The organism is Haladaptatus cibarius D43, assembly GCF_000710615.1.
Lineage (GTDB): Archaea > Halobacteriota > Halobacteria > Halobacteriales > Haladaptataceae > Haladaptatus > Haladaptatus cibarius.
Genome location: NZ_JDTH01000002.1, coordinates 774,685 through 797,176 on the forward strand (window position 1 = coordinate 774,685; position 22,492 = coordinate 797,176).

At 58.9% G+C, this 22,492-nt stretch carries 19 protein-coding genes and 2 tRNA genes; 7 read left to right on the forward strand and 14 right to left on the reverse strand.

Annotated elements, in window-relative coordinates; translation table 11 throughout:
- The 6 genes from HL45_RS09380 to HL45_RS09405 all read right to left on the reverse strand — a co-directional run bounded on the left by HL45_RS09380 (position 1) and on the right by HL45_RS09405 (position 5,570).
- Positions 1-957: an ABC transporter permease gene (locus HL45_RS09380; protein ID WP_233274735.1), complete on the reverse strand. Its 957-nt coding sequence runs from the start codon at positions 955-957 to the stop codon at positions 1-3.
- On the reverse strand, positions 958-1,947 hold the full coding sequence (locus tag HL45_RS09385) for an ABC transporter permease (protein ID WP_233274736.1): 990 nt from the start codon (positions 1,945-1,947) through the stop codon (positions 958-960).
- A 182-nt stretch (positions 1,948-2,129) separates the two neighbouring features.
- Entirely contained in the window at positions 2,130-4,175 is a 2,046-nt protein-coding gene (locus HL45_RS09390; protein ID WP_084156850.1) for an ABC transporter substrate-binding protein, read from the reverse strand.
- 141 nt (positions 4,176-4,316) lie between these two features.
- Positions 4,317-4,589, reverse strand: coding sequence for a hypothetical protein (locus HL45_RS09395; RefSeq protein ID WP_049970849.1), 273 nt, complete (start codon positions 4,587-4,589; stop codon positions 4,317-4,319).
- 80 nt (positions 4,590-4,669) lie between these two features.
- Entirely contained in the window at positions 4,670-5,353 is a 684-nt protein-coding gene (locus tag HL45_RS09400) for a type 1 glutamine amidotransferase domain-containing protein (protein ID WP_049970850.1), read from the reverse strand.
- Positions 5,354-5,495: 142 nt separating this feature from the next.
- Positions 5,496-5,570: transfer RNA gene (locus HL45_RS09405), tRNA-Met, on the reverse strand.
- 150 nt (positions 5,571-5,720) lie between these two features.
- Between HL45_RS09405 and HL45_RS09410 the strand changes: the two genes are divergently transcribed.
- Entirely contained in the window at positions 5,721-8,024 is a 2,304-nt protein-coding gene (locus HL45_RS09410) for a DUF2298 domain-containing protein (protein WP_049970851.1), read from the forward strand.
- On the opposite strand, the gene HL45_RS09415 is transcribed toward HL45_RS09410, so the two are convergent.
- From HL45_RS09415 to HL45_RS09445, 7 genes are all read right to left on the reverse strand, one after another.
- The gene (locus HL45_RS09415) at positions 8,021-8,839 is read right to left on the reverse strand and encodes a nucleoside phosphorylase (protein ID WP_049970852.1); all 819 of its coding nucleotides are present in this window, start codon (positions 8,837-8,839) and stop codon (positions 8,021-8,023) included. The two genes, HL45_RS09410 and HL45_RS09415, sit on opposite strands and share 4 nt — an antisense overlap.
- Before the next feature lie 53 nt (positions 8,840-8,892).
- Positions 8,893-9,282 (reverse strand): cytidine deaminase, encoded by a 390-nt coding sequence (gene cdd, locus HL45_RS09420; RefSeq protein WP_049970853.1) that lies wholly within the window; start codon positions 9,280-9,282, stop codon positions 8,893-8,895.
- Between the two features lie 384 nt (positions 9,283-9,666).
- Entirely contained in the window at positions 9,667-10,719 is a 1,053-nt protein-coding gene (locus tag HL45_RS09425) for an ABC transporter permease (RefSeq protein ID WP_084156987.1), read from the reverse strand.
- On the reverse strand, positions 10,712-12,025 hold the full coding sequence (locus tag HL45_RS09430) for an ABC transporter permease (protein ID WP_049970855.1): 1,314 nt from the start codon (positions 12,023-12,025) through the stop codon (positions 10,712-10,714). Before HL45_RS09430 ends, HL45_RS09425 begins: the two co-directional genes overlap by 8 nt.
- On the reverse strand, positions 12,022-13,569 hold the full coding sequence (locus tag HL45_RS09435; RefSeq protein ID WP_049970856.1) for an ABC transporter ATP-binding protein: 1,548 nt from the start codon (positions 13,567-13,569) through the stop codon (positions 12,022-12,024). Before HL45_RS09435 ends, HL45_RS09430 begins: the two co-directional genes overlap by 4 nt.
- A 46-nt stretch (positions 13,570-13,615) precedes the next feature.
- On the reverse strand, positions 13,616-14,782 hold the full coding sequence (locus tag HL45_RS09440; protein ID WP_394324786.1) for a BMP family lipoprotein: 1,167 nt from the start codon (positions 14,780-14,782) through the stop codon (positions 13,616-13,618).
- A gap of 87 nt (positions 14,783-14,869) precedes the next feature.
- A complete protein-coding gene (locus HL45_RS09445; RefSeq protein ID WP_049970857.1) occupies positions 14,870-16,231 on the reverse strand; it encodes a phosphohexomutase domain-containing protein in 1,362 nt (453 codons plus the stop codon).
- A gap of 87 nt (positions 16,232-16,318) precedes the next feature.
- On the opposite strand from HL45_RS09445, the gene HL45_RS21800 reads away from it, so the two are divergent.
- Positions 16,319-16,450: a hypothetical protein gene (locus HL45_RS21800; protein ID WP_267879588.1), complete on the forward strand. Its 132-nt coding sequence runs from the start codon at positions 16,319-16,321 to the stop codon at positions 16,448-16,450.
- A gap of 50 nt (positions 16,451-16,500) precedes the next feature.
- On the opposite strand, the gene HL45_RS09450 is transcribed toward HL45_RS21800, so the two are convergent.
- Entirely contained in the window at positions 16,501-16,974 is a 474-nt protein-coding gene (locus HL45_RS09450) for a DUF5793 family protein (protein WP_049971982.1), read from the reverse strand.
- Between the two features lie 278 nt (positions 16,975-17,252).
- Here HL45_RS09450 and HL45_RS09455 point away from each other — a divergent pair, with 278 nt between their 5' ends.
- From HL45_RS09455 to HL45_RS09475, 5 genes are all read left to right on the forward strand, one after another.
- Complete coding sequence (locus HL45_RS09455) at positions 17,253-18,887, forward strand: type II/IV secretion system ATPase subunit (protein WP_049971983.1); 1,635 nt, start codon at positions 17,253-17,255, stop codon at positions 18,885-18,887.
- Positions 18,887-20,989 carry a type II secretion system F family protein gene (locus HL45_RS09460; RefSeq protein ID WP_049970858.1) on the forward strand — a complete coding sequence of 701 codons (2,103 nt, stop codon included), beginning with the start codon at positions 18,887-18,889 and terminating at the stop codon, positions 20,987-20,989. Before HL45_RS09455 ends, HL45_RS09460 begins: the two co-directional genes overlap by 1 nt.
- Before the next feature lie 67 nt (positions 20,990-21,056).
- The gene (locus tag HL45_RS09465) at positions 21,057-21,698 is read left to right on the forward strand and encodes a class I SAM-dependent methyltransferase (protein WP_049970859.1); all 642 of its coding nucleotides are present in this window, start codon (positions 21,057-21,059) and stop codon (positions 21,696-21,698) included.
- Positions 21,699-21,809: 111 nt separating this feature from the next.
- Positions 21,810-21,880, forward strand: a tRNA-Gly gene (locus HL45_RS09470).
- Positions 21,881-21,994: 114 nt separating this feature from the next.
- Positions 21,995-22,441, forward strand: a complete 447-nt coding sequence (locus tag HL45_RS09475; protein ID WP_049970860.1) for a hypothetical protein — start codon at positions 21,995-21,997, stop codon at positions 22,439-22,441.
- The last annotated feature ends 51 nt before the right edge of the window (positions 22,442-22,492 follow it).

The following is a 22,492-nucleotide window of genomic DNA, read 5'->3' on the forward strand; positions in this document are numbered from 1 at the left end:
TTACTCCTGTGGGTTTGCAACGTCCTCCACCGAGAATCCGATGAAGTAGAACGCCGCGGCGATGGACGTGATTGCCAGTCCCGGCGGAATCAGCCACCACGGCGCGTCGTAGATGTGATTCTTCGCTTTTACGGTCTCGATCATCATTCCCCACGAGTTGGCCTTGAAGTCGGCCAGACCGAGGTACGCGAGCGATGCCTGTGCAAGAATTGCCGCCGCGGCGTCCTGTGCCAGAAAGACGAACGCGAGCGGAACGACGTTCGGCAGGATATGCCGGAACACGATTCGCGTGTCGCTGGCACCGGCGACTCGTGCGGACTCAACGTACGCTCGTTCCTTGAGCGAGAGTGTCTCCCCGCGTATCAGGATGCAGTTGTTGAGCCACGACGTAATCGCGATGCCGAGGATAATGTTCGTCGTCGAAATTCCCCGAATCGCGACAAGGACGATGAGGAACGGGAGGAACGGCATCCCGTACATCACGTCGACGATTCGCTGGATTGTCTCGTCAACCCATGTGTCACCGTAGAAACCGCTGATGAGGCCCAGTGGAACGCCCACCAAACTCGACAGGATTCCGGCGGCGAATCCGATGTAGAGTGCGTTCTTTGCCGAGTAGACGAGCAGCGTCAGGACACCTTCCCCGGATTTGGTCGTTCCGAGCGGTGCGAAGAACGGATCGCCGAACGCTGGCGGGTGGGGCAGTTGCTGTTTCTGCTGGAGCGTTAGGTACGCATACTGGTCGTTTCCGATGAACGCCCGCCACTCCAAACTGTGTGGCGCGAACACTGACGGGAAAAGCGCCCACAGGATGTACATCACCAAGATGAGTATTCCGAGAACGCCCATCTTGTGCTGGGTGTATCGGCTCCAACCCCGTTTGAAGCGCTCGATACGCGGTTCCCATCGTTCCTTGACCGAACTGGTCGCTGACGCGTTTTCAGATTGTGTTGACATTTATGATTCCCCCCCGAACTTGATTCGCGGGTCGAGATACGTGTACGCGATGTCCGTCAGCAATCGCATGACGATGATGAGGACTGCGAGGATGAAGAACGCGGCCTGTGTGACCGGATAATCCTGTTCTAACACCGCACCGACCAGGAGTTTTCCGATGCCGGGCCAACTGAACACGCTCTCGATGAGGACGCTCCCGTCGATGAGGAACGCCAGTCCGACGATTGCCTGCGTTGCAACTGGAATCAGCGCGTTGCGGGCCGCGTGTTTCATCATCACGGTGCGCTCGCTGAGGCCCTTGGCTCTCGCGAGGAAGACATAGTCCTCGCCGGTGACGTTGTTCATCGACGGGCGCATGACGAGCATGGCCCCGACCCACCCCACGAACGCGATACTGAACAGCGGTAACGCGATGTGATGTAAGATGTTCGTCATCGCTAACCACGGCGTCCAATCCGCTATCCCGAACTGGTCGACCATGTACGTGCTTTTTAGTAAGCCAAGCTCGAAGTCGAACAGCCAGATGAACAGCCATGCAATCCAGAACGCGGGCATGGAGTACATCGTCAGGCCGGACGTGTAGATGATTTTGTCCTTACTCGTCCCGCGCCACCAGCCCAGATACATGCCGACGAGTGGGCCGACGGTGTACGCGACGACGAACCCTGCACCGAACAAGATGAGGGTGCGTGGTAGTCGTCGAATGACAACGTCCCAGACGGGTTCTTTGTGCATCGGGGAGCGCCCGAATTCGCCAGTCTGGTAGTTTATCATGAAGTTCGTGTACTGTTTCCACAACGGTTCGTTGAGTCCCCAAATCTCTCGCAGGCGCTCAACCTGTGACGGTTGCATCTCCGGTGTAATCATGTTCGTGATAAACGACCCCGGCATGCTCCGAACCAGAACGAACAGAATCGTCATTATCACGAGCAGAGTCAGGTAGGAGACGACGAGACGCTTTGCGAGATAGCGTGTGCTAATCCTACTCATTGTTTGCTAACTATTAATTTCGGTGTACTGTTTACCATATCGCTTACTTTTGCGTATCCATGCCATGCATGGTACACATTCATTATCAATGTAGTGATTCTTGTATCGACTACGTACTAAATACAACCAGACCCCCAACTAATCGGTGAAAAAACCGGCAACGAGGGTCGCAGACCCTATCGTTATCCTTCGAGGTTTTCGTTGAGGTACATGTTGCCGTACTCGGTGCTCCAGTTCGCGTAGCCGGGGTCAACGATGTTCTCGACGTAGCCACCGAATTTGTTCGTGTTCATTGGCCAGCGGTACTTCGAGTAGTCACGAAGCATGTACGGCATGTCGAGGTAGATTTTCTCCATCGCTCGTGCGAACTTCTTCGCACGTGCTTCGGGGTCGGTTTCGCTGTACGCGTCCGAGAGGAGGTCGTCGGCACCGCTGTCGCCGACACCGTATCCCGTGGAGTTGTAGGCGAACTGTTCCGTGTCGTCGCCCGCGTTCTGGGAGTGGAAGAACGAGTGGAGCGACGTTCCGTATGCACTGGTTCCGCCCCAGCCCATCGGGTAGATGTCGAAGTCTTCCTGATTGAACACCTTACCGGACATGGTGTTGAACGCAATCGGTTCGGTGCGAACCGGGATACCGACTCGGTGGAGGTTGCTCGCCCACTGCTGAATGGCTTCCGCCTCGTCCGGCTGTTCGCTCGGCGGGTCGATGAAGAGAGTAATCGGGTTACCGTCCATCATCTCCGGGACGGTCTGACCGTTGACTCGAATCTCCTTGTCCACTTCGACGTCAGCATCTTGGAGAATCGACGACTGGACGGAGTCGAACGTGTATTCGTGCTTCGCTTCCGACTGGCTGGCTTCGACGCCGGAGAACGTACCGGGGAAGTCCTGTCCTGCGTAGGTACCGGACTTGCTGACGACCTGCCCGTCGGTGAGGAATTTGCGAACCGCTTCCACGTTGGGTTGCTTGCTGCCGTCCTGTCCACGGAAATTGAACGCTTCCGTTTCCGGGGCGGTCAGCAGTTCGCCGTCGTGGACGGTTTCGGGTCGGACGCCTTTGTAACCGGGGGACTGTGCGTAGTCGCCCTTGATGACGAAGTTGCCTTTGAGGGATTTGACCCAGAACTGTTCGTCCCACATGAACGCCATCGCCTGTCGGAACGCCACGTCGTCGAGCGGTTGGCGTCGGAGGTTGAAGCCGTAGTAGGAGAAACCGCTGTCGTAGCCTTTAACGAGGCCGATTCCATCCTGTTTTTTCGCCTTCGGAATGCTCGAAACGTCGAGGCTTCCGTAGTGGGTGTCGATGTCGCCGTTCATGAACGCCTGCGTCATGGGTGCGACACCGCCGTACACCTTGAAGTTCACACCGTCGAGGAACGGACCGCCATGGAGGAGCGAACTGTGTTCTTTGATCCAGTCGAGGTTGTTGAGCGCGTAGGTGTTCTCGATGTAATCGCGTCGGAACTTGACCTGCATCGAGGTGTCCGGGTTGTACTGGACGAGCTTACCCGGCCCGGTACCGACCGGCCCTTCCTCGTTTTCGTCCATCGGGTTGTAGTTCTGGTAATCGACGTTCTCCCAGATGTGTTTGGGAAGCATCGGAACGTAGCCGAGAACCTTCGAGTCCCACACACCGACCTGCCGAGAGAGTTTGATGTGGAAATCCCAGTCGTTGCTCGCCTCTTCGATTGACTCGTAATCGTTGTAAACCGAGTACTGACCCGGCTCGTTGTCGAGCATGAACTGGTAGGAGAACAGGATGTCCTCCGTTTTGAACGACTCGCCGTCATTCCACTCCAACCCGTCGGAGCGGGCGTTGAAGTAGACGTCCGGTTTTTCACTGTCCGCGTTCTGGAGTTCCCAATCAGTGAAAACGCTGGGCTTGACCTCGAACGTAACTGGGTCTTGGGAGACACCATAGTTGTAGACCGGGCTCAGTCCAACCGCGGAGTACACACTGCTTTGCAGTATGATACTCGGACTGTCAGGGGCTTCCGGCAGACCGTAACGGAGCGTTCCACCCGGTTTGATGTTCTCGGGATTAACGTCAACGGTGTTCGCGCCTTGCGTCGTCCCGTTGCCGTTCGAATCGGTGCCCTGTGGGTCTTCGCCGTCGTTGTTCCCAGAACAGCCAGCAAGGGAGAGAGCAACAGCGCCGGCCCCACTCGCCTTCAGGAAGTTCCGTCGGCTTTCATCTGTACCACTTCGGTTGCGTCGCCGTGGCATACCAAAGACTTGTAGAAGATGTATTTAAAGCTACTGATTGCCGAAAGGTTTTAGTTTTAATAGTGTTATAGAAGATAAGAGCAGTTCTAAACAAGTCTCCGGGATTTATAACGGAAAGAAATGCGGTATGATAATTTATCGTTACCATTCACCAGCAGCTTCTTTGGCTAACATCCAGTAGTATATCGTTGCGGCGACCGCCGTTGTCCCCAGCAGGAGGTGTGACTCCGATGACAGCGCTCCTGTGTTCTCCTGCGTCCAGAAAATACTCAATGCCGACCAGATACTAGCCATAAAAAACCCGGCGCTCAACAACCAGAGGCCAAGCGGCTTCCGACCGGAGCGAAAAACGATGATGGCGACGGTCATCGTAACTCCTGCCATAACCGCCGCCACGCCACGCGTTCCCAACATTCCGTTGCTACTGCGAACGAAAACGGTATAAATGGTCCGTTTTCTGCTGACCGTTCAACGTTCGATAATGTAAATCTTGGCTATTTGACATCAAGTACTTCGAGAAGCGTCGTCGCCGCGGCGTGCGACGACCCCGGCCCACGTGCGGTGAGCAAGTCGCCGTCCACCCGAACGCTGGTGTCCGAATCGAGTTCCGCGTCCCAGTTGCCGCCCGCCACTTTTACTTCGTCTTCGACCCAGTAGGGAAGCTTTCGACCATCCGGCATGCGGTCGTGGTCGTCCACGATTTCTTCTTCCCACTCGTTCGGGAAACCGGTTACATCGCGGCCCGCGACGAGAAACTCCCCGTCGCTGTCTCGCGTAAATGCGAGCAGTCCGATTGCATGACAGACGACGAGCGCCTTTCCGTCCTCACCCTCGACAGTGTCCCGAAGCAACCGACGTGCGTGTTTGTCCTGATTCACGTCCCACTCGGTTCCATGTCCGCCGGGGAACACCACTGCGTCGTACATGTCGCCGTCCGCATTCGCAACGGGCATCGGATTTTGTAGCCGCTGGTCGTTCTCGTGTGCCTCGCGAACGCGCTCGGCGGTTTCCTCGCCGACGTTTTCCGGGTCGATAGAACGGTCGTCTACGACCGCTTTCGAGCCGCTCGGCGTCGCAATGTCTATATCGGCACCCGCGTCCGAAAGCGTCTGAAGCGGGTCGATACACTCTTCGCCCCAATAGCCCTCTTCGCTGACTACGAACAGTACGGAGGTCATACGACGGACTAGCGTGTCCGTCTCAATAAACCGGATGGCCCCGGAAGAATGCGCTTGTTCTCCCTTCGTTCGAAGGTCTTACATTCTGTTCGTTGGCGAACGTCGGAGGAACAATTCAGTAGAGAGTTTGTTTCTTCAAAAGTAGCGGGAGGTAGATTTGAACTACCGGTCTGCGGGTTATGAGCCCGCCGGAATCTCCTGGCTATCCCATCCCGCTGTATCATCGTAATGCCGTCCGGTAGTTAAGGGTTGTGATTCACTAGCCGTATGCGGTTTTGTACCGTGATTTCACTGGACGATTGAAAATATCCGATTACTTTCATGACCCCAAGACGTATATCGTTCCGGCGCACGCACAGAAGCAGAGATGGAGTTCGTGCTTATCGCTCTCTGGCTAACCGTCTACTACGCGCTCGCGCTTGCTGGTCTTCCAGTCGCGTCCGCACTTTTTTCCCGATTTCCCGACCGCGGAGCGACGTTTGCACTGCCGATTTCGCTGACGATACTGACCATCATCACCTACTGGCTCGGCCAGTTCGCATTCAACACGGCAGTTGTCGTCGCTACAGTTCTCGTTCTCGTTTGCCTCTCCGGGCTTCTCACGAGGCGCACCCTCAAAATCGACCTCCGCGGCTACGCCGAAGCGATGATGGTTTTCACGGTTGCATTCGGATTTCTCGTTCTGGTTCGGGCAATCGACCCGGCAATCGTGGCGACCGGTGGCGAGAAGTTCCTCGATTTCGGACTGCTGAAATCGCTCATGCGCGCCCCCGAACTTCCACCCGAGGACATGTGGTTCGCGGGCGAACCGATTCGCTACTACTACGGCGGCCACCTCATCGCCGCCATTTTGACCAAGCTAACGGGAACCGCACCGAAGTTCAGCTACAACCTCGCACTCGCGGGATTCTACGGGATGCTCGTCACCACGGCCTACGGATTGGCTCGGGCAGTGGCCGACCGCCACAAAACTTCGTCCCGTCTCGCTGGCGTCCTCGCCGGATTTTTTGTCGGATTCGCTGGCAATATCTTCACTCCGCTTCGGTTGCTCGCAAACGTGTCTCCGAACGCGCTGGTCGAAGTCATCACGACTCCGTTGGAGATGGAACCTGCGAACTTCCCGCTCGACCCGATGGAGTTCTGGTACTGGGAAGCCAGCCGCGTCATGGTCGATACGATAAACGAGTTTCCCCTTTTCGCGTACATCAACGGCGACCTCCACGCCCACATGATGGGACAGCCGTTTTTGCTGTTCATCACCGCGCTCTGTTACGCGACATATCGCTCTCACGCAGAGATTCGATGGCGTCAACTGCTCGTCTTCGGCGTGCTCCCACCGGCCGTGGCGTTTCTCGGCACGATTAGCTTCTGGAGTTTCCCGACCGCGTTGGGTATCGTCTGGCTTTCGCTCACCTTCGCCGAGGAACACCCGGCAACGCTCCTTCCCGGCGGAATGCGACTGACAGAATCCCAATCAGCACTCGCCGACGAACTCGGCAGAATCGCCGTTTCGCTGGCGATTGCTGCCGTCGTCGGCGTGCTGGCGTTCATCTGGGCCGGGCCGTTCGTGGTGAACATCCTGCTCGGGTCGGCAAGCACCCGGAGCATCGCTCTTTTCCCAGACAGGAGTAGCTTCGTGGAACTGCTCGTCGTTCACGGTGCGTTCCTCCTCCCATTCGCACTCTATCTCGGGAGCCACGTTCGATGGGACGAGCAAAACGCAACAGGTGTCGGTATCCTCGGCGGAGTGCTGTTCCTGCTTGGCTGGCAAAGCGGCTTTGCGGTGTTGGTGCTAGTCGCCCCGCTTCTCGTCGCTGGCTGGCTCCTCCTCCGCCTCGATGCCGACCTCGGTTTCGAGACGGTGCTATTGGTCGCAGGTGCCGGTCTCGTCATCCTCGTTGAGTTCGTGTACGTGCAGGACAACGCGATTGCGGGTCGGTTTAACACCGTTTTCAAGGTCTACATGCAAGTGTGGGTGTTCTGGGCCGTCGCAGTCGGCGTTGCGCTCGCGAGACTCGTGACGGATTCAGTTCCCGGCTACGCCGCGAAAACGAGGTTCGATTCGGCGGAAACATCATCTACACCATCTGCGCCCATTTCGCGCCGCGCCGGAATGGCTGTTTTCGTCTGCCTCCTCCTCCTCTCGACGTCCGTGTACGGTGCGTTCGCCCTCGGCGAGCACGTCGGGTCGGAGAAAGCGGTTCATCGTGCGGACGACCCATCGCTCGACGGAATGGCATTTATTTGGACGACGCATCCGGACGAAGCCGGGGCAATCGAGTGGCTAGACGAAAGAGAGGGGCGGCCGCACATCGTCTCTGCACAAGGACAGCCCTACCAGTGGGGAAGTCCGGGGTCGTCGCTCACCGGTCTGCCGACCGTTCTCGGCTGGTATCAGGAGCGAATCTATCGCGGCGAAGCGGTCTACGCGGAGCGACAACGCGACGTGGAACTAATTTTCAGGTCGAACACTGCGTGGTCTACGCGCGCCGACAAACTCGACAAACACGACGTGAAATACATCTACTACGGCCCGCGCGAGCGCCAGCAGTACGGCAGAACGGCGTTCGGAACCTACCCCGGAATCGAGCAAGTTCATCGCTCCGGTTCGGTGTCGATTTACGAGGTGAATAAGACGGTTATCGAAAACGAAACGAGCAGTTCGGATTAGTCCAACGACAGTCCCGGATGCCAGCGGTCAACGCCGGCCTCCGCCTTCTGTTCGTCCATTTTGGCAAGCAACTTCACGGCGAGGCTGGCCGTTTCCGCGGCGCGGGATTCGCCCTCGGTTCGGAATTCGCCGGTTTCGCGGTTGGCGTAGACCGAACAGACCGCACCCGCGCGAAGGCCGTAGATGTTCGCAATCGTCAGAATTGCGCTCGCTTCCATCTCGATGTTCTTCACGTTCGCGTTTTTCAAGTGCTCCACTAACTCGTCGCCGCCCTCCGCGCTGAAGCCCTCGAATCCGGGGCGGCCCTGCCCAGCGTAGAAACTGTCCGCACTCATCGTGATTCCCGTGTGGTAGTCGTAGCCGAGTCGCTCCGCGGCGGCGACGAGCGCCGCGACGACTTCGTAATCCGCAACCGCCGGGTAATCTTCGCGGACGTATTCGTCGCTAGTGCCTTCCTGTCGAACCCCGCCGGTCGTGATGACGAGGTCGCCGACGTCCATCTCCTCTTGAATCGCGCCGCACGACCCGACGCGGATGAACGTGTCCGCACCGATTCGGGCCAGTTCCTCCACCGCGATTGCGGTGGACGGACTGCCGATTCCCGTCGATGTGACGCTGATTGGCGCGTCATCGTAGGTTCCCGTTGCGGTTCGGTACTCGCGGTGGTAGGCGACTTCCTCCGCTGAATCCCAGAACTGCGTTATCTTATCGACGCGCTCGGGATTTCCGGGCAGGAGAACCGCGTCGGCAACGTCCCCCTCGCCGACTTCGATGTGGTACTGTACGTCCGCATTCGGGTCTTCGCTGTCATCCATGTCATGTGGGTTCGTCGCGGGAAAAATAGGTGCTTCGTCGTGGCTTTGCTAACCTACTCTAGCATTTCCTCGGTAATCGTGTTCGGAAGCAGTTCGCCGAGCGTGTAGGCCGTCACTTCATCGTCGCCCTCGTCGCAGACTACTTCCAGCGACTCGTCGCAGAACTCCGCGAGTGTTTGGCGGCACATCCCGCAGGGAGTGACGCCATCCCGTCGCGCCGAACTCACGGCCAGTCGGTTGAACTCCCGGTGACCCCCTTTTATCGCCTCGGCGATGGCGACTTCTTCGGCGTGGAGCGAGTTGCTGTAGTTCGCATTTTCGATGTTACAGCCGACGAAAACGGTTCCGTCCGTGGTTCGAAGCGCCGCTCCGACCGGATACTCCGAGTACGGGACGTGCGCCTGTTCCTGCACTTCGCGCGCCTGCTCGACGAGTTCGTCCATGTAGGAAAACTGTGTGTCGGCGGTTCAAATAATACGCGAAGGTGAATGCTGGTGTGGAAGAACGAAGGTCGGCAAAAATCGAGGTCTCAATGACGGTAAAACTGCTATCGTATCGTTAGCAAATCACGACTTCAAAAACCGCACCTCGTCCTCCCCAACTCCCTCGTTCACTCCCGTTGGTCGCTCACATCGTCCCTCGCGCGGGCGACTGTCGTCGCCTTCGTGCGCCAAAAGACGGAGAGAAACGTTCCAAGACCGATCTACCTCGCTGACCAGTTCCTCCTCACGAATCTTTTTAAACAAAAACGAAGCCAGAATCGCTGTGTCTCACTGAGAAACTGAACAAAATCAAAAACGAATTCTACCAACAGACCGCCCGCCGCCTTACTCTTCGCCGGATTCGTAGTGTTCGCCTGCCGCATCCGGAATACGGGTTCGACCGACGAACGCCAGCACGACGATAACCGTCACGTAGGGGATGATGCCGATGAGTTCGTTCGGCAGTTGGAAGCCGACCTGCTGGAGCCGAATCTGAAGCGCGTCGAGACTCGCAAAGAGGAACGACGCGCCGAAGGCACCCAGCGGGTTGTAGTTTCCGAACAGGAACGCCGTGATGCCAATCCAGCCGCGACCATCGACCATCGTCGTGCCGCTTCCGTTGAACAGTCCGGCCTGTCCGAGCGACAGCCCTGCCCCGCCGATTCCCGCCAGCACGCCGGAGAGGAGGACGCTCGCGTAGCGAACGCGCCGCACGTCCACCCCGACTGTGTCGAGTGCCATCGGGTTCTCACCGCTGGCTTTCACCCATCTGCCGAACGCCGTTTCGTTCAGGACGAACCATGTGAGCGGAACGGCGGCGAGAAGCATGTACACCGTCGGATTGGCGTCGAAGAGTATCGGCCCGACGACTGGAATGTCCGCGAGGAGCGGAATCTGCCAGTTGTTTAGCGTGCCGACGCTGGGGCTGTTGACGCGACCCCAGATGATTTTACTGCCGAACGGTGCGAGTCCGAGCGCGATGAGCCACACCGCAAGCCCGGCGATGATTTGGTCGGCCTTGAACTCGATGCAGACGATTGCGAAGAGGAGCGCAAAGAGCGTGCTCGCCAGCACTGCGGCGAAAAAGCCGAGCCAGAGCGTCGTTTGTGTTGCTCCGGCAGACCCCGCCATCGTATCGGCAACTGCGATACCGATGAATGCGGAGATGATGAGCAAGCCTTCCAATCCGATGTTGATGACGCCGCTCTTCTCGGCGAAGATACCGCCGAGCGCGGCGAACGCGATTGGAACCGTGTATCGGAGTGCCGCACTGGCGTAGCTCCCGTCGATAGTCCCGACGAGTCGGCCCAGTACACTTCCCGGGAAGATAAATCCGAGAACGCCGAGGACGATGGCGGAACCAATCGACAGTCCGGCGATTCGGACGCGACTATTCATCGCGCTCACCTCCTTCGACCGCGGTGCCGCCATCTGTCGCTACGGCACTCTGCCTCTCCGGCGTCACCCAGCGCTTGCCGATCATGCGGAAGAACTCCGGCATGGCGACGAACAGGATAATCAGGCCGCGGAGGACGCCAACGAGTTGCTTCGGAACGCCGAGCGCGAAGTCGATGGTGAGACTGCCGCTTTTGAGCATCCCGAAGAGCAGTGCGGCCAGCGGAACGCCGAGCGGGTTGTTTCCGGCTAAAATCGTCACCGTGATACCGTCAAATCCGAACGACGGGACACCCGTTTGCCATCGGCCGAGAATCATCAACACGTAAATTGCACCGCCGATACCGCCGATGACGCCCGACAGTGCCATGCTCGACACCATCGTTTTCTTCGAGTCCACGCCGCCGTACTCCGCCGCTTTCGGTTGAATCCCACTCGTTCGGAGGTCGTATCCGAACGCGGTTCGGTGTAACAGCAGGTAGATACCGATTGCGAGGATGAGCGCGCCAACGATAACGAGAAGAGAAAACGACGACCCGCGAGGAAAGAGCGCTGGTGAGAGTGTCGCGTACTCGGGAATCGAGCGCGTCTGGACGTTTCCGCTACCGGGCTTTTGGAAGTATTCGGAGACGAGAACGAAGGCGAGTCCCGTCGCAATGAAGTTCAGCATGATGGTCGTAATCACCTCGTTCGCGTCCGCGTAGGCTTTCATCGCGCCGGGAATCGCGCCGTAGATTCCACCGACGACCGCGCCAGCGAGCAGTCCGAGCGGAATCAAAATGATACCGCCGACGATTCCGGTCGGAACGTAGGATGCGGTCCAGAGGACGGCTATCACGGAGCCAAGTGCGCCCAAAACGAGCTGCCCCTGCGTTCCGATGTTGAACATACCGGCGCGGAACGCGACTGCGACGGCTAATCCGGTGAACAGGAGCATCGTCGTCTCTCGAAGCGTACTCGCCAAACTGTACAGATCGATTGCCGGGTTGAACGGAATCAACGAGAACTGTTGTGGATTGGCGAATGCGCCGATGAAGAGATATTTGTACACCCGTATCGGGTTATAGCAGAACGACCCCGGTAGCGGGAGTTCGACGCCCCAGCCGCCGCTTCCGGGAATGGTGATGAGCATTCGCTGTGCGAGGAAGGGTTCAGAACAGGTTGCGACGAATCCCGACACGAGGATGACGAATCCACCGACGAGAATCGACATGGCAAGCGCGGCGAGACTGATGAAAATGCGTTCGGCCGCAGAAGCCTCGACGAGCCGCCCGAGTGATTGTTCGGCTCGTTTTCGCCACGAACTCACTGTGCCTCACCTCTGATGCTGGGGGCGTTCCCCGGTCGTTCGCCCGCCATCAGCAGGCCGAGTTCCTCTTCGGTCACGCGGTTCGGGTCAACAACGTCCATGATTTCACCTTCGTACATAACTGCCAGTCGGTCGGAAAGTTGCTGAACCTCGTCGAGTTTCGAGGAGACGAGGAATATCGCCTTCCCCTCGGCGCGCAAATCCAGCAGACGGTCGTGAATGAACTCGATACTGCCAACGTCCACGCCGCGCGTGGGGTGGGCGGCGACGACGAGCGAGGGGTCGCGGGCGAACTCCCGCCCGACGATGAACTTCTGCTGGTTGCCGCCGGAGAGCGACTCCGCGCTCACATCGGCGTTCGGCGGGCGAACGTCGTACTCCTCGATGATGTCCTCCGCGTGCGTTCGCGTTCTATCCCAGTCGATTCGACCGTCGTTCGAAAACGGTTGTGTGCGCTGACTGCCGAGCAGTCCGTTCTCCACGAGGTCGAACTCCATCACCAGCCCTTGTTCGTGGCGGTCTTGGGGAATGTAGGCCATTCCCGAGTCGATTCGTTCTCGACGGCTCGTCTCCGAAACGTCGTCGCCGAAAAATTCGATTTGACCGTCGTCAGGGGTTTCGAGGCCAGTGACACTCTCGATAACTTCGGATTGGCCGTTTCCATCCACGCCCGCGATACCGAACACCTCGCCTTCTCGGATTTCGAACCCGACGTCGTCCACCTGTACCACGTCCCGGTCGTCTGTCACCGTGAGGTCGGAAACCGAGAGAACGGTGTCGCCGGGCTCGTTTGTGGATTTTTCGGTTTCGAGGAGCACCTCGCGTCCGACCATCAGTTCTGCGAGTTCCTCCCGAGAGGTTTCGTCGGTGTTCACCGACCCGACGTTTTTCCCGTCCCGGAGGACGGTAATTCGGTCGGCGGCGTCCATCGCTTCCCCGAGTTTGTGCGTGATGAAGATGATGCTCTTTCCTTGCGCCGTGAGTTCGTCGAGAACGGCGAGCAGGTCGTCGATTTCCTGCGGTGTGAGTACGGCGGTCGGTTCGTCGAGAATGAGTACGTCAGCGCCGCGATACAGCGCCTTCAGAATTTCGACGCGCTGTTGAACACCGACGCTCACGTCTTCGACGAGTGCGTTCGGGTCGACGTCGAAGCCGTATCGCTCACTTAGTTCGCGCACCTCGCGTTCGGCACGGCTTCTGTCCATGGCCAGTCCACCCCACTTTCGGGGTTCGTTTCCGAGGACGACGTTTTCCCCAATCGTGAGGGTATCGACCAGCATGAAATGCTGGTGAATCATGCCGATGCCTGCATGGATAGCGTCCCGCGGAGAATCGAAATCGTGGGGGTCGCCGTCGATGACGACCTGTCCATCGGTTGGCTCGTACAGCCCGTACAGGACGTTCATCAGCGTCGTTTTTCCGGCGCCGTTCTCCCCTAAAAGTGCGTGGATGGAACCCGATTCCACGGCGAGGTCAACGTCATCGTTTGCGATGACTCCCGGGAATCGTTTCGTAATGCCGTCGAGATATACCGCCCGGCTCATTGAATCTGGATTTCCATTCTACCTGTTTAAACGCGCGGATTTGCACTTATTTGTCTACCGTCGTTGGCACTTCGATGTCGCCATCGATGATGGCTTGACGGGACTCTTCGAGCTTGGATTTCACGTCGTCCGGAATCTCCGAGCCGAGGTCTGCGCCGTACACTGCCTCGACCCCGTCGGTTTCCAGCCCGAGGTTGTTGACCGAGCCGCCCTTGAAGTTGCCGTTCACGACGTTCTCGGTTGCTGTGAACACGGCTTCGTTGACGTGTTTGACCATGCTCGCGAGGATGACGTTGCTGAACTTCGCCGTTCCCTTCGCTTTCGATTGGTCGCTGTCGACGCCGATTGCGAACAGGCCTTTCTGCTGGGCCGCCTCGAACACACCGGTTCCGCTCCCACCGGCGGCGTGGTAGACGATGTCCGCGCCGTCTTCGTACATCGAGACTGCGGCTTCCTTCCCCGCAACGGGGTCGTTGAACGCACCGGTGTACGCGGTTCGGACTTCGATGTCTTCGCTCGCGTGTGCGACACCGGCTTTGTATCCCGCTTCGAACTTCTTGATGAGGGGCACTTCCTCGCCGCCGACGAAACCGACGACCGTCTCGCCGGATTTCGTCGTGCTGTCTGCCGCGCTGAAATCCTGCTGGGTGAGCAGGCCAGCGAGGTGGCCGACTTGGAACGAGCCTTGGTGCTCTTTGAACACATAGTTCGAAACGTTCTGGATGGGGTCGCCGTTTTCCTTCTCGGCGACGCTGTCCACGAGCATGAAGTTCTGGTCGGGGAACTGCTGTGCGTTGCTTACCAGGCCACTCGTCTGAACGAACCCGATACAGCAGATGAGGTCGTTGTTTCCGGACTGCGCGAACTGTCGCTGAAGGTTTTCCACGTCGCTCGGCGAACTCGGTTCAACGTTCTGGTAACTGACGCCGAGTTCCTGTTCCGCTCGCTGAATGCCGGAGTGGGCCATGTCGTTGAACGAGTTGTCGCCCAGACCGCCGGTTGCGTACACCATACCGACACTAACATCGCTTTCCGCGTTCGAACCGTCGCCGTCTCCGCCGTTCGTGGAGTTGTCGTTGCCGTCGTCGCCGCCATCGTCTCCGCCATCCCCCCCGCCGTCGCTCGGACTGCTGATACAGCCAGCAAGACCGGCGACACCGACCGCACCGCCAGCCACCATCAATTTACGCCGCTGTTTGTCAATGTTCGTCATCTATGCGTAATTCAACAATTTATTTGTGATAAACGCGTCGCTTCACGCGTGAAAGTGCGAAAATAACTGTTTGCGCCGTCTGAGTTACTATTCTTTCGCCACCGAAACGGCAGCCGCAACGAGGTCTTTCGCTTCCGCGACTAACCCATCTACGTCCTCGCTTTCGGCGTAAATTCTGACATATGGCTCGGTTCCGCTCGGGCGGACGAGCACCCACGAACCGTCCGTCAGTTCGGCCCGAACGCCGTGTTCGGTTTGCACGGTTGCCTCGGGGAATCGTTTTGGAACGCTCGTTTCCAATCGGTTCATCGCCCCCACCTTCGCGTCGTCCGGGCACTCGATGCTCACTTTTCGGTAGGGTCGCTCGGTTACGTCGGTTCGAAGTGCGTCGATACCGCCAGCGTCGCCGACGAGTCGCGCCAGCACTGCCGCGCTGGCGACGCCGTCAATCCAACCGCCGAACTGCGTGTGGATGTGCTTCCACGGTTCCGCGGCGAAGACGACTTCAGTGCCGTCGTCGCCGTCTTCGAGGGCGGACGCGATTCCCTCGTGAAGTGCGCCGAGTCGAACGCGTTCGACTCGACCGCCCGCCTCTCGAACGCGCTCGTCGATTCTTGCCGAGGCGTTCGGCGTCGTCACGACGACTGGGTCGTCGGCGTCGCTTGTTCCGGTGTAATGCTCTGCGAGAACCGCAACGATGGTATCCTCGTGCACTACGTCTCCGTTGCCGTCCACGAGGACGATTCTGTCGGCATCGCCGTCGTGGGCTAGTCCGAACGCGAAATCGCCGTTGGCGGTAAATTCCATCAGGTCGGTCAGCGTCTCCGGCGTCGGCTTGCTCGGTCGGCCGGGGAAATGGCCGTCCACGTTCGCGTTGAGCGTGACGACCTTTGCACCCAACGCACGGAGGACTTGCGGGGTTGCCACGCTTCCCATCCCGTTGCCGCAGTCAACCGCGATTCGGACGCCGTCGAGGGGTGCGCCGTGTTCGCGGGCGTACTCCATGACCGCATCGCGGTAGTTATCGAGAACCTCGATGCGCGTGCTGTCGCCCCATTCGTTCCACGGGAGCGGTGGTGTTTCGTCCTCGACACCAGCGTCCACGTCACGCTCGGCCTCGCGGGCGTACTCCTGTCCGTCGTCGAACAGCTTGATTCCGTTATCCGTCGGCGGGTTGTGACTCGCGGTGAGCATGACGCCGTTTCGTTCCTGCGAGGCGAACGCAAGCGCGGGGGTTGGCAGTTGTCCAGCACGGCAGACGTTCGCGCCCGCGCTTTCCAATCCGGCTTCCATCGCGGCGGCGAGTGCGGCACCAGTTTCGCGCCCATCGCGGGCGACTACGAACGTTTCACCCGGCGCTCCCGCCGACCGCCCGACTGCGAGCGCGAGTTCGGGTGTCACGCGCGAGACGACGTTGCCGCGGATTCCCGCGGTTCCGAACAGATTCATACGGGTGGGTTCGCTCGTGGCTACTTAGGTTCCCGCGATTTCTTTTTGTCCAATAACGATATGCGTCTCTCCGTCGTAGCGATTGACATGAACATGCCAAAGATGACGACGCCACGGGGAGTGTTCGATTACATTCTCGGACTCATCATCGTCCTTGCAGTACTCGTCGGACTCTACGTCGTGGCCGTGATGGCAGGCGTCATCACGCCGTGGTTCTGACGCGCAAAAAGAACGAGAAGAGACGGACGCGACGGCTGACGGACTACAGTTTACAGTTCCACGCCGCTCGGGATGAGACTGTGCTGACGGAGAAGATTTCCTTCGCGGTTGTAGACGAGAAACGTGCTTTTGTCGTATTCAACGACTTGCTCGCCGTTAATGGCAATATCGACGTGATAGCGTCCGTCGGCTTCGTCCGATTCGTCGCCGTATGCACGGGCGGCCCGAATGAATTTCAGAACGTCTTCTGCGTCCTCGTTGAGTTCGAGGATGAAATCACCGGTCGTTCGGTTCGTGACGCTCACCACGCCGGTTGCGTCCGAGTCGTCCAGATTTGCCTGCAAGCGGAAGGTAACGTCCGTCTCGTCGGCTTCGAGCAGGTCACCGTCGAGAGCCGTGAGGCGCTCGCGGAGCGTTGAAGACGGTCCCTCAAAATCGATGATTACCGTCGGCTTACGCGGTGTTCCGTCCGCATCCGCCCAATCTATATTTTCGACATCCAGTGTGAAGTAGTCGCGCCTCATTCCGTAGGCCCGTCTACGTTCTCGCGTCTCATGAACGTAACGCCATGCGACGACACGCCGTGAGTTCGAATCACCGTCGAGTTGTCGTCGAAACACCGCTTCTAACCAGCGGACAATGCTGTTTCGATGACTTGTTCTGTTATCCAACACTGAAACTATCCAGCCATAATTTAAGTAGTCACACTCCAATGAGCGTGACGAAACACGTCTGTCACGCGCGAAACGAACCAAAATCGGCTGGAGAAACGAAAGCTCCGCGTGATAGACAGCATCAACACATGTCGAGTTTAGAGACAGAGGAACTGACCGTCCGCGTCCGGGAGTTCCGCAAAACGATTCGTCGTACCGTCGAGATGCTTCACGGTTCCACGATTTCGGTCGGCGAGTACAATCCCACCGAGGACGGTTCGCTCATCACGTTCACGGGGGTTCCGGGCTACGAGGAAGTCGAACGCTACTGGGTGAACGCGCCCTTTGCGTTCGTTTCCATCAACTACGACGCGGACGCGAATGACCATCTGTACTACGTGGTCGAACCCGAGTTGGACGAGTTCGAGGCGGAACTACTCGACCGACTGTTTTCCGATTTGCGCGAATCGCTCATCTATCGCCGGGAGATGGGCGACCAAACCGCGGAAGACGTGCTTCGTGACGAACTCCGCGAACTACTGGAGGTGTACGGCGTCGAAGTCGATTCGGCGACCTTCTACCGCCTTTTTTACTACCTCTTCCGCGCCTTCCGCGGGTTCGGCAAACTCGACCCGCTCATGCACGACTCGCACATCGAGGACATCTCGTGTGACGGCTACGACCTCCCGCTGTTCGTCTATCACGACGAGTACAACGACATCGGATCGAACGTCGCCTACGGCGAGGAGGAACTCGATAGTCTCGTCGTCCGCCTCGCCCAACAGTCGGGCCAACACGTCAGCGTCGGCGAACCGGTTGTGGAGGCGACCCTGCCGGACGGCAGTCGTGCGGAACTCGCCCTCGGCAAGGAAGTCACACCGCGCGGGTCGGCATTCACCATCCGAAAGTACGCGGACGAACCGTTCACGCCCGTCGATTTGGTAAACTACGGAACCTTCTCGCTCGACCAGATGGCTTACCTCTGGTTGGCCATCGAGAACAACAAATCGCTCGTCTTCGCGGGCGGAACCGCGTCCGGGAAGACCACCTCGATGAACGCGATTTCGATGTTCATTCCGCCGCGCTCGAAGGTGCTCACCATCGAGGACACCCGGGAACTAACCCTGTATCACGACAACTGGCTGTCCTCCGTGACCCGCGACCGACTGGACGAGGGTGCGGACATCACGATGTACGATTTGCTTCGCTCCGCTCTGCGTCACCGACCGGAATACATCGCGGTCGGCGAGGTTCGCGGACAAGAAGCGATGACGCTGTTTCAGGCGATGAACACCGGCCACACAACGTATTCCACGATGCACGCCGACAGCGTCCAAACGGTCATCAACCGCCTCGAAAACGAACCCATCAACGTGCCGCGGGCGATGATTCAGTCGCTCGACATTCTCTCCATTCAGACGCTCACCTACGTCGGAGAAGAGCGCGTCCGCCGGAACCGAACCCTCGCGGAAATCAACGGCATCGACCAGCGAACCGGCGATTTGGACTACTCGACTGCGTTCTCGTGGGACGCCGCGACGGACACCGTGAAAAAGCGTGACAGCGACGTACTGGACGAAATTCGGGACAATCACGGCTGGTCGCGTTCCCAACTCCTCGCGGAACTGCGCAACAGAAAACTCGTGTTGCAGTACCTCCGCGAGAACGACGTGACCGACTATCGGCGATTCACCGCGATGGTCAACGAATACTATGCTGACCCCGAGCGAGTGGTCGAAAAAGTTCGGCGGACCGTCGAAGCCGAAGTTTCGGAGTTCGACTGATGGGCCTGCTCAACTTTGTTCCGCTCGTTTTCGCGCTGTGTCTGCTCGCACCCGTCGCGCTGTCGCCAATCAGCAAGACGGCTTATCGAACCGTCACCCGATTCTCCCTGCAAACGTTCGGCACCTACGTCCAAGACAGCGGGCGGCGGCGTGCGAAACGCTCCGACGTACTCCAGTCCGCCCACGTCGGGGAAACCTACCGACTGTACGCCTCGAAAACGTGGGTGTACTCCGCACTGGCCGCGGTTTCGGGGAGCATCATCGGCGTCTATCTCGTCGGATTGGTGCTGTCCCTGCTTTCTGTCTCTCCCGAATCGGTTCGGCAAACACTTCCGTCGCAGTTCGTGTTTCTCGCGGACTTGCTTTCGGTTCCGAACCTCTCGCTCGGCGAACTGTTCGTCCTGTTGTTGTTCAGCAGTGCGACGGTCGGGTTGCTCGGCGGACTGCTGACCTACTGGCTTCGGTGGGAAACGCCCTCCCATCGTGGGAGCGCCCGCGCCAGACAAATCGACGCCAGTCTCGCGCGAACCGTGGCGTTCATCTACGCCCTCTCGCGCAGTGGGATGGCGTTCCCCGAAATCATGCGAACCCTGGCGCGAAACCGGGACGTGTACGGCGAAACCGCGGAGGAAATCGCGGTCGGCGTGAAGGCGATGGACTTGTTCGGACTCGACATGCTGACCGCCATCCGACAGATGGCGCGTCAATCCCCGAGCGAGAAGTTCGAGGAGTTCGGCGACAATTTGGCTAGCGTGCTCCAAAGCGGGCAAAGCCTTCCCTCGTACCTGCACGACCAGTACGAGCGCTATCAGAAAGATGCCAAAGTGCAACAGGAGGCGTTTTTGGAACTGCTGGCGACGTTGGCCGAGGGGTACGTCTCCCTGTTCGTCGTCGGCCCGCTCCTCCTCATCACCATCCTCGTCGTCATCGGCCTGATGGGAATGGCGGACACGCTCACGATTCTGTACCTGATGGCGTACCTGTTCATTCCCCTCGGAAACCTCGGATTCGTGGTCTACCTCGACAGTATCACCGAATCGCTGAGCGTTAGTAAGGAAACGCGGAAACTGCTCGAATCGAATCATCTCGACGTGCGCCGCGCCAGCGACCCTGACGCCGGACGCGCGGTCAGCGACGGCGGATTTTCTCCCGTCAACGAGGAACGACTGAACGCCTACGACAGGTTCGAGGGGATTCGAACCGCGCTCTCCGACCCGTTCCGCGTCGTGCGCGAAGAACCGGTGACCATCCTCTACGTGACGATTCCTCTCGCATTTCTTTCCGTCCCCATTCGTCTCGCGCCGGAAATCGGAGCAGGAACGGTCACACTCGCCTCCGCGGACGACGTACTCGTACAGGCCACTCTGTTCGTGCTGGGGACGTTTGCGGTCGTCCGAGAGATGAAACGACGACGGATGAAAGCAATCGAGGCCGCCGTCCCCGACCTGTTAGACCGCCTCGCCAGCGTCAACGAAGCCGGAATGACCGTGGTCGAGAGTTTCCGGCGCGTCACGAGCACCGACCTCGGCGTGTTGAACGCGGAACTACAGCGAATGTGGCGCGACATCGAATGGGGAACCGACACCGCAACCGCACTCCGGCGGTTCGAACACCGCGTCGATACGCCGACGATTACGCGCGTCGTGACTCTCGTGACGAACGCGATGCATGCAAGCGGTGACGTGGGGCGAGTGCTTCGAATCGCGGCGGACGAAGCACAGGCGTCCCGGCGACTGAAACGACAGCGTGCACAGGAGATGATGACCTACCTCATCATCATCTACATCTCGTTTTTCGTCTTCCTCGTCATCGTGGTGGCGCTCTCCACCATCCTCATGCCCGCGCTCGAAACCCTCCCCGAGGCGAACGCGGGCGGCAACGCCCCAACGGGTGGAAGTCTCGGCGGGTTGGGCAACATTGCAGGCGTGGATTTCGACGCGTACCGACTCGTCTTCTTCCACACCGCGCTGATGCAGGCCCTCTTCTCCGGGTTCGTCGCGGGGAAGATGGGTGAAGGCAAGATACGCGACGGCACGAAACACGCGACCGCGATGTTCGCCATCGCCTACGTCGTCTTCCTCGTGCTCCAGTATTTCCTGTAGCCGTCTCGCCGATTGTTCTGACCCGCCGACCCGCAGGACATTTGCCTCCCGGCCCGAGAGTTCGGGTATGGAACCGAACAGGGGTGACGTGCAGGCCACCTACGACCGAATCGCGGCGCATTTCGCCAAGACGCGGGAGTACGCGTGGCCCGAAGTCGAATCCTTTCTCGACGGGCGAACTGCCGACACAGCCCTCGACCTCGGATGCGGAAACGGGCGACATGCGGAGTTGTTGACCGCGCACGCGAAGCGCGTCGTCGGGGCAGACGTGAGCGCGGGCCTGCTGGCGGAAGCCAGCGCCCGCGCTCGGGAACGAGGATTCGAAGCCGACCTCGTCCAGTGCGATGCGGCGCGAATCCCGCTGACGGAGAACGCAATCGACCTCGCGGTGTACGTCGCAACGCTTCATCACCTGCCGACGAGAGACGCACGAATCAGCAGTTTGGACGAACTGGCGCGCGTACTGTCACCCGACGGCGTTGCACTGGTCAGCGCGTGGAGCACGGCCCACGACAAGTTCGACCAAGAGGATGCCTTCGATACGACCGTGGACTGGACGCTTCCCGGTGGGGAAACTGTGCCGCGGTTTTACCACATCTACTCGCCCGACGAGTTTCGGGAGGACGTCGCGGAAAGCGCGCTCGTTCCCGAGAACGTGTCGATTTCGAGTGGGAACTGCTACGCCGTGGTTCGTGGGCGGAAACAGTAACACCCTTAAACGGGGATGCACAATTTGGAAGTACATTCGTATTCGAGTGCACCGGTGGTGAGCAAATCCTTCGGATTTGCGAACCTCGGTGCGAACTCGAAGCGAGAGTTTGCACCGGTGGTCTAGTGGTAGGACCTGAGCCTTCCAAGCTCATGGCACGGGTTCAAGTCCCGTCCGGTGCATTTTACCACACACTGCATTTTGATTCGTAGTCACACGTTTAGCGATTCGAGCGACTCCCAATCGGCCGCCAAGTCGCCAACTGCTTAGGCATTTACTCCATACACTCCGATTTGATGGACTTCGATTCCATTTCCCCGACCCGTTTCGTGGCGGCCCAACTCGCGGTCGTCGTCGCGGTGATTCATCTGACGCTGGGCGCGTTCAACTGGATTCGCTGGGTGGATGCCGGATTCATCATCCCTCGTGACCTTCGGTGGCCCCTGTTCGTTCTCTCCGGACTGCTCATCGTCATCGGACTGTTTCTCGCCGCGGCGGGCCGGTACGAAAAACCGGTGTACGCTGGCGGCATCGTACTCATGCTGGTCTACATCCTCGGCTACTTCGGCTGGCATCTCACCGGGCACCGACCACTGCTCTTGTTCGGCGAGGGACACCTCCACGAAGGGCCGTTTTTACCGTTCGTTCTCGACCACCTGCTCGCTGGCCCGGTGAAGTTCGTCGCCCTCGTCTCCGAGTTTAGTCTGCTTCTGTTGTTGGTGTATCTGCTGATTCGGGAGTGATATGAAAAGCGAGAAACGGAGCCGAGTCGCTGACTTTCGTCGGAAATACGA

Excerpts from the sequence above, each read along its gene's own strand:
- HL45_RS09380 (WP_233274735.1), bottom strand. The coding sequence starts at position 957 with ATGTCAACACAATCTGAAAACGCGTCAGCGACCAGTTCGGTCAAGGAA.
- HL45_RS09385 (WP_233274736.1), bottom strand. The coding sequence starts at position 1,947 with ATGAGTAGGATTAGCACACGCTATCTCGCAAAGCGTCTCGTCGTCTCC.
- HL45_RS09390 (WP_084156850.1), bottom strand. The coding sequence starts at position 4,175 with ATGCCACGGCGACGCAACCGAAGTGGTACAGATGAAAGCCGACGGAAC.
- HL45_RS09395 (WP_049970849.1), bottom strand. The coding sequence starts at position 4,589 with ATGTTGGGAACGCGTGGCGTGGCGGCGGTTATGGCAGGAGTTACGATG.
- HL45_RS09400 (WP_049970850.1), bottom strand. The coding sequence starts at position 5,353 with ATGACCTCCGTACTGTTCGTAGTCAGCGAAGAGGGCTATTGGGGCGAA.
- HL45_RS09410 (WP_049970851.1), top strand. The coding sequence starts at position 5,721 with ATGGAGTTCGTGCTTATCGCTCTCTGGCTAACCGTCTACTACGCGCTC.
- HL45_RS09415 (WP_049970852.1), bottom strand. The coding sequence starts at position 8,839 with ATGGATGACAGCGAAGACCCGAATGCGGACGTACAGTACCACATCGAA.
- cdd (WP_049970853.1), bottom strand. The coding sequence starts at position 9,282 with ATGGACGAACTCGTCGAGCAGGCGCGCGAAGTGCAGGAACAGGCGCAC.
- HL45_RS09425 (WP_084156987.1), bottom strand. The coding sequence starts at position 10,719 with ATGAATAGTCGCGTCCGAATCGCCGGACTGTCGATTGGTTCCGCCATC.
- HL45_RS09435 (WP_049970856.1), bottom strand. The coding sequence starts at position 13,569 with ATGAGCCGGGCGGTATATCTCGACGGCATTACGAAACGATTCCCGGGA.
- HL45_RS09440 (WP_394324786.1), bottom strand. The coding sequence starts at position 14,782 with ATGACGAACATTGACAAACAGCGGCGTAAATTGATGGTGGCTGGCGGT.
- HL45_RS09445 (WP_049970857.1), bottom strand. The coding sequence starts at position 16,231 with ATGAATCTGTTCGGAACCGCGGGAATCCGCGGCAACGTCGTCTCGCGC.
- HL45_RS21800 (WP_267879588.1), top strand. The coding sequence starts at position 16,319 with ATGAACATGCCAAAGATGACGACGCCACGGGGAGTGTTCGATTACATT.
- HL45_RS09450 (WP_049971982.1), bottom strand. The coding sequence starts at position 16,974 with ATGAGGCGCGACTACTTCACACTGGATGTCGAAAATATAGATTGGGCG.
- HL45_RS09455 (WP_049971983.1), top strand. The coding sequence starts at position 17,253 with ATGTCGAGTTTAGAGACAGAGGAACTGACCGTCCGCGTCCGGGAGTTC.
- HL45_RS09460 (WP_049970858.1), top strand. The coding sequence starts at position 18,887 with ATGGGCCTGCTCAACTTTGTTCCGCTCGTTTTCGCGCTGTGTCTGCTC.
- HL45_RS09465 (WP_049970859.1), top strand. The coding sequence starts at position 21,057 with ATGGAACCGAACAGGGGTGACGTGCAGGCCACCTACGACCGAATCGCG.
- HL45_RS09475 (WP_049970860.1), top strand. The coding sequence starts at position 21,995 with ATGGACTTCGATTCCATTTCCCCGACCCGTTTCGTGGCGGCCCAACTC.